The 13,064-nt window shown below is 64.1% G+C and carries 15 protein-coding genes; 8 read left to right on the top strand and 7 right to left on the bottom strand.

The genetic code is table 11. From position 1 onward, the window contains the following. The first annotated feature begins 168 nt into the window (after positions 1-168). A complete protein-coding gene (locus tag AC1DYJ_RS14585) occupies positions 169-363 on the top strand; it encodes a hypothetical protein (protein ID WP_477286266.1) in 195 nt (64 codons plus the stop codon). Between the two features lie 63 nt (positions 364-426). Here the strand turns inward: AC1DYJ_RS14585 and AC1DYJ_RS14580 are convergent, their stop codons facing one another. Next, positions 427-1,065, bottom strand: coding sequence for a 2-dehydro-3-deoxy-phosphogluconate aldolase (locus AC1DYJ_RS14580; RefSeq protein WP_477286267.1), 639 nt, complete (start codon positions 1,063-1,065; stop codon positions 427-429). Positions 1,066-1,236: 171 nt separating this feature from the next. On the opposite strand from AC1DYJ_RS14580, the gene trhO reads away from it, so the two are divergent. Further along, complete coding sequence (gene trhO / locus AC1DYJ_RS14575) at positions 1,237-2,169, top strand: oxygen-dependent tRNA uridine(34) hydroxylase TrhO (protein WP_477286269.1); 933 nt, start codon at positions 1,237-1,239, stop codon at positions 2,167-2,169. 25 nt (positions 2,170-2,194) lie between these two features. Here the strand turns inward: trhO and AC1DYJ_RS14570 are convergent, their stop codons facing one another. Continuing rightward, positions 2,195-2,557, bottom strand: a complete 363-nt coding sequence (locus AC1DYJ_RS14570) for a YybH family protein (RefSeq protein WP_477286271.1) — start codon at positions 2,555-2,557, stop codon at positions 2,195-2,197. A 203-nt stretch (positions 2,558-2,760) separates the two neighbouring features. Between AC1DYJ_RS14570 and AC1DYJ_RS14565 the strand changes: the two genes are divergently transcribed. Further along, positions 2,761-3,513, top strand: a complete 753-nt coding sequence (locus tag AC1DYJ_RS14565) for a tellurite resistance TerB family protein (protein ID WP_477286273.1) — start codon at positions 2,761-2,763, stop codon at positions 3,511-3,513. Between the two features lie 246 nt (positions 3,514-3,759). Next, the gene (locus tag AC1DYJ_RS14560; RefSeq protein WP_477286274.1) at positions 3,760-4,521 is read left to right on the top strand and encodes an SDR family oxidoreductase; all 762 of its coding nucleotides are present in this window, start codon (positions 3,760-3,762) and stop codon (positions 4,519-4,521) included. 99 nt (positions 4,522-4,620) lie between these two features. Here AC1DYJ_RS14560 and AC1DYJ_RS14555 read toward each other — a convergent pair whose 3' ends face one another. After that, entirely contained in the window at positions 4,621-5,805 is a 1,185-nt protein-coding gene (locus tag AC1DYJ_RS14555; protein ID WP_477286276.1) for a pyridoxal phosphate-dependent aminotransferase, read from the bottom strand. Between the two features lie 83 nt (positions 5,806-5,888). Here AC1DYJ_RS14555 and AC1DYJ_RS14550 point away from each other — a divergent pair, with 83 nt between their 5' ends. The 4 genes from AC1DYJ_RS14550 to denD are packed head-to-tail and all read left to right on the top strand — an operon-like array spanning position 5,889 to position 8,843. After that, positions 5,889-6,575, top strand: coding sequence for a GNAT family N-acetyltransferase (locus AC1DYJ_RS14550; RefSeq protein ID WP_477286278.1), 687 nt, complete (start codon positions 5,889-5,891; stop codon positions 6,573-6,575). Between the two features lie 10 nt (positions 6,576-6,585). After that, a complete protein-coding gene (locus tag AC1DYJ_RS14545) occupies positions 6,586-7,581 on the top strand; it encodes a cation diffusion facilitator family transporter (RefSeq protein WP_477286280.1) in 996 nt (331 codons plus the stop codon). 58 nt (positions 7,582-7,639) lie between these two features. Continuing rightward, on the top strand, positions 7,640-7,846 hold the full coding sequence (locus AC1DYJ_RS14540; RefSeq protein WP_477286317.1) for a hypothetical protein: 207 nt from the start codon (positions 7,640-7,642) through the stop codon (positions 7,844-7,846). Between the two features lie 13 nt (positions 7,847-7,859). After that, positions 7,860-8,843, top strand: coding sequence for a D-erythronate dehydrogenase (gene denD / locus AC1DYJ_RS14535; RefSeq protein WP_477286282.1), 984 nt, complete (start codon positions 7,860-7,862; stop codon positions 8,841-8,843). A gap of 10 nt (positions 8,844-8,853) precedes the next feature. Here denD and AC1DYJ_RS14530 read toward each other — a convergent pair whose 3' ends face one another. The 4 genes from AC1DYJ_RS14530 to AC1DYJ_RS14515 form a co-directional block, all read right to left on the bottom strand. After that, entirely contained in the window at positions 8,854-10,053 is a 1,200-nt protein-coding gene (locus AC1DYJ_RS14530; protein ID WP_477426156.1) for a nickel/cobalt transporter, read from the bottom strand. A gap of 8 nt (positions 10,054-10,061) precedes the next feature. Next, positions 10,062-10,730 carry a DUF1007 family protein gene (locus tag AC1DYJ_RS14525; RefSeq protein ID WP_477286284.1) on the bottom strand — a complete coding sequence of 223 codons (669 nt, stop codon included), beginning with the start codon at positions 10,728-10,730 and terminating at the stop codon, positions 10,062-10,064. A 166-nt stretch (positions 10,731-10,896) separates the two neighbouring features. Continuing rightward, the gene (locus AC1DYJ_RS14520; RefSeq protein WP_477286286.1) at positions 10,897-11,796 is read right to left on the bottom strand and encodes a LysR family transcriptional regulator; all 900 of its coding nucleotides are present in this window, start codon (positions 11,794-11,796) and stop codon (positions 10,897-10,899) included. Between the two features lie 3 nt (positions 11,797-11,799). Continuing rightward, a complete protein-coding gene (locus AC1DYJ_RS14515; RefSeq protein WP_477426124.1) occupies positions 11,800-12,999 on the bottom strand; it encodes an amidase in 1,200 nt (399 codons plus the stop codon). Positions 13,000-13,064: the final 65 nt, after the last annotated feature.

Here is a 13,064-nt window from a genome sequence, read left to right as displayed (position 1 = left end):
CGTGAATCGTGGTTCGAGCCCATGAGCGGGAACCAACTCCCCATCTACGATCGCTGGCAGCTATGCCACGCCATCCCTAGCGATCACGCGCGGCTGAACTTCTCGTGAAGCCGGAACGACTGACATTCTTGCGGGTTAGGCTGGGTTCGTTCCAACCTGGGGATATCAATGAAAAACATTCTTTTGGCGTCGGCCATCGCATTGGCAACGGTTTCGGCCGCCATCGCTCCGACACAGGCCGCAACCGTTATCATCAAGACCCACGACCATATGCGTGTGCATCACAATCACTGCCGGACCAAATGGGTCACGACCTGGCGGCATCACCAGAAGTTCGTGAAGAAGGTTACGGTCTGCGGCTGACCGCTTTTTCCCAACAATCAAACCCGGTCGGTGCAAGCCGGCCGGGTTTTTGGTGCCTGGCGTTTACTTCTTGAGCTTGCTTGCTTCTCGGGCGAGCGCCTCGATCTCGTCCCACTTGCCGGCCTTGACCAACTCATCCGGCGCCACCCACGAGCCGCCGACGCAGATGACGTTGGGCAGGCTGAGATAGTCAGGGGCGTTCTTGGCCGAGATGCCGCCGGTCGGGCAGAATTTCACGTCGGCCAGCGGCGAGGCGAAGGCCTTCAGCGAGGCGATGCCGCCGGACTGTTCGGCCGGGAAGAATTTCAGGAAGCGCAGACCGGCCTCGCGGGCAGCCATGATCTCGCCGGGCGTGATGGCGCCGGGCAGCAGCGGCACGTCGCTATCCTTGGCCGCCGCGAGCAGCTCGCGCGTGATGCCGGGGCTGACGATGAATTTCGAGCCGGCGGCTGCCGCCTCCTCGAACTGCTTGGCGTCGAGAATGGTGCCGGACCCGACAATGGCGCCCTCGACCTCGCCGGCGACGCGGCGGATGGCCTCCAGCGCATCGGCGGTCCTCAGCGTGATCTCGATCGCCGGCAGGCCGCCGGCGGCGAGCGCCCGGGCGAGCGGCACGGCGTCGGCGACATTGGCGATCTTCAACACCGGGATGACCGGCTGGCCGTTGAGCAGCGACAGGAGCTTTTCGGTCTTGCTGGGCATTGGCTTGTCTCTCCGGCAACGATGATTTCAACCGATTAGCAGAAGGCCGATTCCGAGTCCACGAAACCCGGCCTGCCGCGATGTCACATCTGTCGGCCGCCGGGCCGAAGGGAGGACGGCTTCGTCAGCGCTGCCTTGAATCCGCTTTGACCACGGTTTAGTGGCTTGGCGATGACACTGTCCAACCATGAACCCGTCCGCGTCGCCGCGCTCTATAAATTTGCGGCGCTGGGCGACTTCGACGCGCTGCGGGAATTGCGCACGCCGCTTGCCGCCTTCTGCTGCGGGCGTGGCATCAAGGGTACGCTGCTTCTGGCGCAGGAAGGCATCAACGGCACGGTCGCCGGCTCAGGGACCGATATTGCCGACCTGATCGCTTATCTCGAGTCCATCGAAGGCCTCGCCGATCTCGAGGTCAAATACAGCACTGCCGCCGAGATGCCGTTCCACCGCATGAAGGTGCGGCTGAAGCGCGAGATCGTCACCATGGGCGTCGAAGACCTCGATCCGGCGACAGGTGCGGGCACCTATGTCGCGCCGGCCGACTGGAACGCGCTGATCTCGGATGCCGACACCATCGTCATCGACACCCGCAACGCCTATGAAGTGTCGATCGGCACGTTCGAGGGCGCCATCGATCCGCGCACGTCGAGCTTTCGCGAATTCCCGGCCTGGGTTGAAAGACATCGCAACCAGCTCGACGGCCGCAAGGTCGCGATGTTCTGCACCGGCGGCATACGCTGCGAAAAGGCGACGGCCTATGTGAAGTCGCTCGGTTTCGAAGACGTCTTCCATCTCAAGGGCGGCATCCTCCGCTATCTCGAAGAGGTGCCGGCGGAAGACAGCCTGTGGCAAGGCGAATGCTTCGTCTTCGACGAGCGGGTCTCGGTGTCGCATGGGCTGACAGAGGGCGAGGCTGAACTGTGCCGCGCCTGCCGGCATCCGCTGACGCCGGAGGACAGGCTGTCGCCGTATTTTGCCACCGGCGTGTCATGCCCGCATTGCTACGAGGCCCGCACGGACGAGGATCGCGCCCGCTACGCCGAGCGCCAGCGCCAGGTCGAACTGGCGCAGGCGCAGGGCAGGGGCCATATAGGCAGCTAGTATCGGTATTGCTCGGCTGGCTGAATCACCAGGCGACGGAATAGCGGTCGATCACCCACAGCCATGTGCCGTCGCTCTGCCGGCGCGCGACCTCCGAAGTCACTGTGCCATCGGGAAGCCGGGTCGAGGTCAATGCGAGATCTCCATTGATGGCCGCCGGCCGCTGCTCGCCGCGTTGGAATTTTCGCCCACTCGCGGCAAAGGCTTCGAACAAGGCGTGGATCGCGTCGTGGCCGCGCGTCAATTCGGCTTCGCCAGTGTCGACGACGGCATCGGGTTCGAACAGCGCCACCATGCCATCGACATCTCCAACCCACTGCCGGTCGATCAGCAGGCGTTCCAGGTCCTGCGGATCGCGGGCGGGTTCGCGTTCGGTGTTTTCGGTCATGGCAGGTCCTCCCTCGGCGGTGCGGCGGCGACACTAGCGGAAGCCACAGCCCATTTCGACACATGGCAATGCCGATTTTTCGGAAGGCTGCATCGCTGGCAAAGCGCCTGTGCGTCATTGTAATGTCAACAAGCGGGACCTACGTCTGCAACGTCCAAAACCCGCCCGTCCCTGTTTGGCGCGGGCCCTTTTCTGGAGGCACCATGTTCGACCCCAAGAAGCTTCTCGACGACCTGCTCGGCTCGCAAGTTCCCGGCACCACCGGCACCGTCCGCGACAAGGCAGGGCAAGCCGTGCAGATGGCCAAGGACAATCCGCTGGCCGCCGGTGCGCTGGCCGCGGTGCTGCTGGGGACCGGCACCGGACGCCAGGTGACGGGCACTGCCATCAAGCTCGGCGGGCTGGCCGCGATCGGTGGTCTCGCCTACAAGGCCTACCAGAACTACAAGGCCGGCAATGCGCCCGAGCAGGCGCCGGCAGCCGGGACGTCAGGAGCAGGCGGGCCGGAATTGCTGCCGCCGCCCGCCGACACCGCTTTCCATCCCTCGCAGGCGCCGCAGGGCGAGGACGAGTTCACGCTGACGCTGGTGCGGGCGATGATCTCGGCGGCCAAGGCCGACGGCCATGTCGACGACGAGGAACGCGAGAAGATCGCCGGCAAGCTCAAACTCGCCGGCGTCGGTTCCGATGCCGAAAAATTCCTGCTGGCTGAGCTGGACAGCCCGCTCGACCTCGACACGCTGGTCGCCGGCGCCAAGACCGACGAGCAGAGGCTCGAACTCTATACGGCGTCGCGCCTCACCATCGATCCCGATACGCGTGCCGAACGCGGCTATCTCGACCTCCTCGCAGGCCGGCTCGGCCTGCCGGATGCGCTGGTCGACCATGTCGAGGCGACCGTGTCGGCGGCCAAGGTGCCGGCCCCGGCGGGGACCGCGCCGAATCCGCGCTGGTAGCCAGCGCTGGCGCGCGGCTGAGGCAGCGCGGCCGAGGCTGGAAAATGCGTTAACGTCTCGTTTACCGAGGAAGCGCATGATTCTAGCAGTCGGATCGGCTTTTCCTCCTCCCAAGCCCGGTTCAGATCAGGGCGGTCGCCAATGACCGCCCTTTTTGTTGAACCGTTTTGCCGATGGTTCGGCTTGCCATATCAGCCGCCATTTGCGATGCCACTGGCTTCCTCCAGCGACATCAGGATAACGGCGATGACAGCCCTCACAGAGAAAACCGCCATCGTCACCGGCGCCGGCACCGGCATCGGCAAGAGCGTCGCCACGGCGCTGCTCAAGGCGGGTTGGAACACGGTGTTTTGCGGCCGCCGCAAACAGGTGCTCGATGCCGCCATCGCCGAGGCCGGGCCGACGCAGGCCAAGGCGCTGGCGGTGGCTTGCGACATCAGCAAGGCCAATCAGGTCGACGACCTGTTCGAGACGGTGGCGGCGGCTTTCGGGCGCGTCGACCTGCTCTTCAACAATGCCGGCATGAGCTACAAGTCGACGCCGATCGACGAGATCCCGGTCGAGGTCTGGAACGACATTGTCGGCGTCAACCTCACCGGATCATTCCTGTGCGCCCGCGCCGCTTTTGGCGCCATGCGCAGACAAAAGCCGATGGGCGGCCGCATCATCAACAATGGTTCGGTCTCGGCCTATGCGCCGCGGCCAGGTTCTGTGCCTTACACCGCGACCAAGCACGCCATAACGGGGCTGACCAAGACGCTGGCGCTCGACGGCCGGCCCTACGACATCGCCTGCGGCCAGATCGACATCGGCAATGCGCTGACCGACATGGCGCAGGCCATGACCGTCGGCGTGCCCCAGGCCAACGGCTCGATCGCCGCCGAAGCGGTGATGGATGTCCAGCGCGTCGCCGACGCCGTCGTCCACATGGCCAGCCTGCCGCTCGACGCCAATGTGCTGTTCATGACGGTGATGGCGACGAAGATGCCGTTTGTCGGCAGGGGGTAAGCAGCCGGTTCGCCGAAGGCGAATTCATCGTGCCAGTGGCACGATGAAAGGCCGGCGAACGCCGGGACGCTGCGAAGCAGCGGGGACCCGGCTGGGCGACTACTTCTTCAAAAACGCCTCGATCCGCTCCAGGGCGCGCAAAATGTTCTCTTCGGAATTGGCGTAGGAGAGCCTGATATAGCCTTCGCCGAGAATGCCGAAATCAGGGCCGCCGATCAGCGCGACGCCGGCATCATCAAGCAGCGCCGAGGCGAGCTTCTTGGCCTTCCAGCCGGTTTTCGAAACATTGGGGAAGGCATAGAAGGCGCCCTTGGGCGTGATGCAGGAAACGCCGGGCAGGGCGTTCAACCCCTCGACCACGATCTTCCTGCGGTTGTCGAAGGCGCGCATCATCTTGTCGACATCGTCCTGCGGGCCGTCGATGGCCGCGATGCCGGCATGTTGGCTCGGCGCATTGACGCAGGACCAGCAATTGACCGCCAGCTTGCGCACCTTGTCGTAGAGATGGGCGCCCTTGTCACCATTCGGCCAGATCGACCAGCCCATGCGCCAGCCGGTCATCGCCCAGGTCTTCGACCAGCCGTTGAGCACGATCAGCCGGTCGCGGATCTCGGGGAAATTGAGCAGCGAGAAATGCGTCTCGCCGTCATAGGTCATGACGTCGTAGATCTCGTCCGACATGATGGCGACCTGTGGGTGCTTCTCCAGTCCCTTGACCAGCTTCTCGATCTCGGCGCGCGGCGTGACGCCGCCGGTCGGGTTGGCCGGCGAGTTGAGGATAAGCAACCTGGTCTTCGACGTGATCAGCGCCAGCGTCTCTTCCGCCGAGAAGGCAAAGCCGTTCTCCTCGCGGATCGGCACCGGGATCGGTGCTGCGCCGGTGAATTCGATCATCGAGCGGTAGATGGGAAAGCCGGGATCGGGATAAAGAATCTCGGCGCCGGGCTCGCCGAACATCAGGATCGCCGCGAACATGGTCGGCTTGCCGCCGGGCAGGATCATCACATTCTCCGGCGAGACCTCGATGCCGGTGGTGGTCAGCGTGCGGCGCACCACCGCCTCGCGTGTCGCCAGCAGGCCGTTGGCCGGGGTATAGCCATGGTGGCCGTCGCGCAGCGCCTTGATCGCCGCCTCGACAATGTGCTGCGGCGTTTTGAAGTCGGGCTGGCCGATGCCGAGATTGACGATGTCGCGGCCCTGTTGCGCCAGCGCCGTCGCCCTCGCGAGCACCGCAAAGGCGTTTTCCTCGCCGAGGCGGTCGAAGGCCGAAATCGTGTGGAGCATTTTTCCCGTCCGTGTGGTTCTTACTGTTGGGTCGCGTTTTTGTGAGCGTCTGCTCACAAAAGTCAAACGGATTGGAGGTTTGCGTGTCGGAAAATCTTAGCGATTGGCAGCCGCGCCCGCGGCCGGAACGAAAAGTTCTGGATGGGCGCACAGTCCGTCTTGAGCCGCTGAGTGCTGAAAAGCATGGAGACGGTCTCTACGAGGCGTCGGCTGTCGCTGATGGCGATACGCGGTTCCGCTGGCTGTTCGACACCGTGCCCGAGAGCCGCGCCGCCTTGCAGCCATGGCTGGAGAAATCGGCGGCCAGCGAAGATCCGCTGTTCTTCGCCGTCATCGACAAGGCCAGCGGCACGGTCGCCGGGCGGCAGACGCTGATGCGCATCGATCCCGCCTTCGGTGTCATCGAGATCGGCAACATCTATTGGGGGCCGCTGATCTCACGCAAGCCGGCGGCGACCGAAGCGCAGTTCCTGTTCATGAAATACATTTTCGACGGGCTCGGCTATCGCCGCTACGAATGGAAATGCAACAACCGCAACGAGCCGTCGAAGCGCGCGGCGGAACGGTTCGGCTTCAAGTTCGAGGGCATTTTCCGCCAGCATCTTGTGGTCAAGGGTGAAAACCGCGATACGGCGTGGTACTCGATCATCGACAAGGAATGGCCGGCGCTTCGCAAAGCCTATGAGGCCTGGCTCGATCCGGCCAATTTCGATGGCGAAGGCCGGCAGAAGCGGCGGCTCGAGGATTTCCGCGCCGAGTTCGGCGCGTAGGAGAAAACATATGGCGCACAGCCACGATCATGGTTCGCACGATCACAGTGCGCATGGGCACAGCCATGGCGCCGGTCATGTGCATGGCTCGACCGACAAGAAACGGGTGCTGATCGCGGCCTGCCTGACTGCGGGCTTCATGGTTGCCGAAGTGCTTGGCGGCCTGCTGACCGGATCGCTGGCGCTGCTGGCGGATGCCGGTCACATGCTCGCCGATTCGATTGCTCTCGGCCTTGCCTGGTATGCCTTCCATCTTGGCGGACGGCCGGCGACGGTGCGCCTCACCTATGGCTTCGGCCGGGTCAAGACGCTGGTTGCCTACACCAACGGCATCGCCATCTTCGCCATCGCATTGTGGATCGTCTACGAGGCCTGGGGCCGCCTGATGACGCCGGCGCCGGTGCTGGGCGGGCCAATGCTGGTGGTGGCGATCGCCGGCCTTCTGGTCAACATCGCCTCGTTCTTCGTGCTGCATGGCGGCGACCGCGACAGCCTCAACATGCGCGGCGCCATCCTGCATGTGCTGGGCGATCTGCTCGGCTCGGCGGCGGCGATCGTGGCGGCGCTGGTTATCCTTGCGACCGGCTGGACGCCGATCGATCCCATCCTGTCGGTTCTGGTCTCTGTGCTGATCCTGTCCACCGCCTGGTCGCTGATGCGCGAAGCCGCCCATGTGCTGCTTGAAGGCGTGCCCGCAAGCCTCGACCGTGATCTCATCGCCAAGGACATTGCCGGGACGATCAAGGGCGTGCGCGAGGTGCACCACATGCATGTCTGGTCGCTGGACGGCTCCAGCAACATGGCGACGCTGCATGCCTGCCTCAATGACGGCGTCGATCCGCATCAGGCGGTCAGCGCCATCAAGAAGCGGCTTGCCGCAGAGCACGGCATCAGCCACGCCACCGTCGAGCCGGAATTCGGCCAGTGCGCCGACAGCCATGACGAGCACCACCACGATCATGACCACGACCATGGTGCGCCACCGCATCATGGCCATTATCACTGACAGGGAACTTCATGGCATTGGCATCCAGGTTGACGAGCTCCCGCGACGGCGGGAAGGCATGATGGATCGCGACAACAGAAACGCGCTGATTGCCGCAGCATGGATCATGCTGCTGTTCGGCATTGCGGCCTACAATCTGCCGACGGTGATGCTGGCCGTCGGCAATGTCTCGACGGTTCTCGCCGGCATTGTCGGCATCGGCTTCGTGCTGGCATTCTTTCTGGTGTTCTGGCTGCGCGGGCGCAGCCAGAATAAGGGCAAATAAGAGGCTTTTACAAATGCGCATCCTGATTACTGGTGCCGCCGGCATGGTCGGCCGCAAGCTCATCGCCCGGCTGGCCAAGGACGGCACGCTCAACGGCCACAAGATCACCGGGCTCGACCTGCACGACATCGTGCCGCCGCAGGCGCCGGCGATGGCAGGCGTCAGCATCGCCACGCATACCGGCGATCTTGCCGACGCCGGTGCTGCCGAGAGCCTCGTCGCCTCACGCCCGGACGTGATGTTCCATCTCGCCGGCATCGTGTCGGGCGAAGCGGAAGCCAATTTCGATCTCGGCTACCGCGTCAACCTCGACGGCACCAGGGCGCTGTTCGACGCCGTGCGGCTGGCAGGCTTTGCGCCGCGCCTCGTCTTCACCTCGTCGATCGCGGTGTTCGGCGCGCCGTTCCCGGATGTCATCCCGGACGACTTCCACCCGACCCCGCTGACGTCCTATGGCACGCAGAAGCAGATGAGTGAGGCGCTGCTGGCCGATTATTCCAGGCGCGGCTTCTTCGACGGCATCGGCATCAGGCTGCCGACCATTTGCGTGCGGCCCGGCAAGCCGAACAAGGCGGCCTCGGGCTTTTTCTCCGGCATCATCCGCGAGCCGCTCGCCGGGCAGGAGGCGATCCTGCCGGTGCCGCGTTCGGTGCTGCACACCCATGCCAGCCCGCGCTCGGCGGTGAATTTCCTGATCCATGCCGCGGGGATCGACGGCGCCGCCGTTGGACCGCGCCGCAACCTCACCATGCCCGGTGTCGCCGTCACCGTTGGCGAGCAGATCGAGGCGCTGGAGCGCATTGCCGGACCGAAGGTCGCGGGCCTGATCCGCGAGCAGCCCGACGAGACGATCTGGGCGATCGTCAAGGGCTGGCCGACGCGCTTCGAGGCGCGCCGCGCAAGAGACCTCGGTTTCACCGCCGAGAAGAGTTTTGATGAAATCATCCAAGCGCATATCGTGGATGAGCTCGATGGCAAGATTGCGGGTCAGGCCTGACCCGCAATCTTCAGACGCTGCCGGTCAGGCTCGCCGACAGGAGCAAAAGTCCGAACAGGAAGACGAAGGCGGCGCCGCCGATCTCGACGAAGGTGTGGATGCGGTTGCCCATACGGCCGTCGCCGGCGAAATAGACCGCCCAGTTCTTGGCGGTCACCGCGATCGTCGCCAGCGCCGAGACGGTGATGGCCGTGCCGAGCGACATTGCCAGCACCGACAACAGGCCGCCGAGCCACAGACCGTTGAGCAAGGCGAAGCTCAGCACGATCAGCGCGCCGGAGCAGGGGCGGATGCCGACAGCGGCCACCGCCGACCAGGCCGTGCGCCAGTCGAAGCGGTCGCCCGACAACAGCGCAGGATCGGGCGCATGCGAATGGCCGCACGTATCGCAGACCTCGCCGGCTGCGTGATCGTGATGCGCATGATCGTGGTGAGCGTGGTCGTGATGGGAATGATCATGGTGGGAATGATCGTGTCCGGCATGATCATGATCGTGGGCGCTGTGATCGTGATCGTGCGCGGCATGATCGTGATGGGCGTGAAGCGCATGCGCGTGCGCCGCATGGCTGTGGGCGGCATGCGAGTGGCCGGCGTGAGAATGACCATGGGAATGGCCGGCATGCGCCGCCGACAGGCTGTAGGCGGGCGCCTTGCCGAACCAGCGCAGGACCGTTGGACCGAGCTTGCGCCACAGTAGCCAGGCGCCGAACAGGGTGACGAAGACATAGCTCATGATCTCCATGAACCAGGCCGCGTCGGTCATTGAGATGGCGGTGCCGCGCAACACGAAATAGGCAAGCAGCATGACCACGACCGCGGTCAGGCCCTGCAGCAGCGCCGAGACGAAGGACAACAGGATGCCGCGCTTGAGCGCCACTTCATTGGCCACCATGTAGGAGGAGATCACCGCCTTGCCGTGGCCGGGGCCGGCGGCGTGGAAAATGCCGTAGGCGAAGGACAGACCGATCAGCAGCCACATCTTGCTGCCGTCTTCGCGCATCTCCTTCATAGCCGCGGCCAGCGCGCGATAAAATTCCTGCTGCCTGAGATTGATCCACATCAGGATGTGGGCGAACGGGCCGGTGGTCGGCGCCATGCCGTCATTGACGCCGATGCCGAGCGAACTCTGGGCGTGGGCCTGGCCGAGAAAGTGCGTCATCACCAGGGCAGCGGCGACGAGGCCGAATGCCAAACGCAGGGACGGTTTCATCACCGGATCTATCCTTCTGGCGGGCAGTTCAGTTCGAGCTTGGTGGCGAAGATCTTGCTCATGTCGGTGCCTGTCGGATCGTTGAAGAAGGCTTCCGTCAGGGTCTTCTGGTTTTCCTTGATCGCCTCGTCCGGGTCGGGCCGGATCACCTTGCTGGTGCAGTTCGAAGGCAGGCCTTCGACGGTGATGTTGGAATCTTCGGTGAAATCGATGGCCGTGTAGAAGGTCGGGTCGTAGACGCCGAAATCGATCTTGCCGGCGAGCTTGATCGGTTCCTTCGGTTCGGATTCGAACAGGATGATCAGCTGGTCATTGTCGAAATTGGCCATCAAATGCGGCGGCGGCGTCATAGGCACGTCCTTGCCGTTGACAGTGACGAGTTGGAAGTAGTTGAACTCGGCCAGCGAGGCGTGGACGGTGTCGGCAACGTCCTTCAGCTCCTTGTCGTCAAGCTTCAGGTCGGAGTTCTTGTCGAACTCCATCATCACCGTACTCGAGAACAAATCGTCGAAGCGCCAGAGATGGCGCAGCGCTTTCACACTTTGGTGATCCGGCGACAGGATTACGTCGAGGCGGGCCTCGGCGAAGACATGAGGATGCGCGCCAGCCGCTCCGACGGCGGCAAAAGGCGCCGCCAGGGCCGAAGCCAGCATGATTGCGTGGCGATTCAGGTGCATTCTCGGTCGCTGTTCCATCGGCCTCGGGAAGATTTCGAGAGGTTACCAGAAAGCGGGCGAAATTGGGACCGCTGCCGCGTGTCGCCCAAAAGTGCGAAGCGGTTTTGGGATCACGACACGCGCCCTACAAAACTCAAAGCGCAACGCGCTTTGACGGCGAAGCCGGTCAGGCACCCTCGCGGTTCTTGAACCACTGCACCAGGAAATCGACGAAAACGCGGACCTTGGCCGGCAGATAGCGGCGATGCGGGTAGACGGCGAAAATGCCACTGCCCGACTGGATGCGGTCGTCGAGCAAGGACACCAGCTTGCCCGATGCGAGGTCAGGGGCGGCAATGAAATCGGGCAGGATGGTGAAGCCCAGGCCCGACACGGCGGCAGCGCGCGCGGCCATCGGACTGTTGACTTCGATCGGCCCCGACACGTTGACGCTAACGGACTCCTCGCCATCGCCCTTGAAACGCCAGTTGGCGAGCGAGCGGCCATTGGTGTCGACGATGCAGGGCATGTTGGCGAGGTCCTGCGGGCGCGTCGGCTTGCCATGTTTGGCGATCAGCTCCGGCGAGGCGCAGAGCTTGATCGAGAATGGCCCCAGGCGCCTTGCGATCAGCGAGGAGTTCTCCAGCCGCGAAATGCGCACGGCGAGATCGAAACCTTCTTCGACCAGATCGACAAAACGGTCGTCGAGATGGATGTCGAGCACGATGTCGGGGTGCTGCTTGGCGAAATCGATCAGCGACTGGCCGATCGGCGCATCGGCAAAGGTGCGCGCCGCCGACAGCTTGATCCGGCCGCGCACGTCGCCGGAGGATTCGCGCACCGCGTCGGCCAGGCTGTCCACCTCGCGCACGATTTCCGAAGCGCGGCTGTAGTAGGTATGGCCGGCCTCGGTCATCGAGAACTGCCGCGTGGTGCGGTTGAGGAGCAGCGCACCGAGTTCGTCCTCGAGTTCGCGCACATATTTCGACAGCAGCGCCTTGGAACGGCCGATCTTGCGCGCGGCGGCCGAAAAGCCTTCGGCCTCGACGACGTCGATAAAGGCGCGCATGCGGGTCAATGTATCCATGGATCAGGCCTTTCGTGCCGTATCGAGAAGCCGCCGGCCAAGCCGTATCAGGGCAATGTCGCTACCGGGAGGGCCGAGCAGCGAGAGGCCGAAAGGGGCGCCGTCGACCGAGCCCAGGGGCAGGGTGATTTGCGGAAAGCCTGAAAGACCCGAAAGACACAAGAGATGCAAGGCCCTTTCGCGGTAGGCCTGGAGTTGCTCAGGCGCGCTTTTAACGAGAGGGGCGGGACCTGGAACGGTGGGCAGAACCAGAAATCCGTCCTGGCCGAGCAGGGCGGCGAGCTCGGAGCGGAAGGTCAGACGGCGCACCGCCTCGGCCTGTGCGGTCTTCGCGTCTATCGTCCGGCCGAAGCCGAAGCGCTCCTCGACGCCCGGCCCGAGATCGCGCTCGCCAGAGGTGATCCAGGCGCCATGCTGCTGCCAGGCCTCGGCGGCCTGCAGACGGCGGAAGCACCAGTAGAGTTCGTCGGGGAAGGAAGCGAAGACGTACTCCACCGGCTTCGGTTCGCCGACGACAGCGGCCGCCAGCGCTCTCATGCTGGCATATTCGGCTGCCTCGACCGGGCCTGACACGAAGGCATCCAGCCAGCGGATCGAAAGCGGACGGTTGAGCGGATGCTGGTGCGGGTCGCGGCCGAGCAGCAATTTGCCGATCGTCTCGTAGGTTTCGATGTCGTCGGCGAACCAGCCGAACGTGTCGAAGCTCGGCGCCAGTTTCATGGTGCCTTCCAGCGAAATGCGGCCATGCGTGGTGCGCAGCCCGATCAGCCCGCAAAAGCTCGCCGGCGCGCGGATCGAGCCGCCAGTGTCGGAGCCGGTGGCAATGTCGGCGAGTTGGCCTGCCACTGCTGCCGCCGAGCCGGAGGACGAGCCGCCGGTGACGCGGTCGGGCGCCGCCGGGTTCACCGGAAACGGAAAATGCGCGTTCTGGCCCATCAGAGAGAAGGCGAATTCGTCAGTCTGCGTCTTGCCGATGAAACGCGCGCCGGCATCGAGAATCGCCTGCACGGCAGGCGCCGTGCTCGACGCAGCGTGCGCTTCGGCGAACTTCACCAGATTGCCGCAGCCGGTGCGGTAGCCGGCGACGTCGTAAATGTCTTTCACGGCCAGCCTGAGCCCAGCCAACGGGCCCAATTCCGCATTGGCGACCGGCATTCGACGCAGATTGAGGAAGGCGTTGAGCGGGCCATGCGTCCCTGTCATCGTTCGATATCCGGATACGTTTGGCGCAGCATTGTTCGATGCCAGAAATTTTACAACCTGGGATA

This window comes from Mesorhizobium sp. P2_B11 (assembly GCF_056404855.1).
The sequence above is the reverse complement of the archived record's forward strand: the minus strand, read 5'-3'. Positions and strand labels throughout refer to the sequence as shown.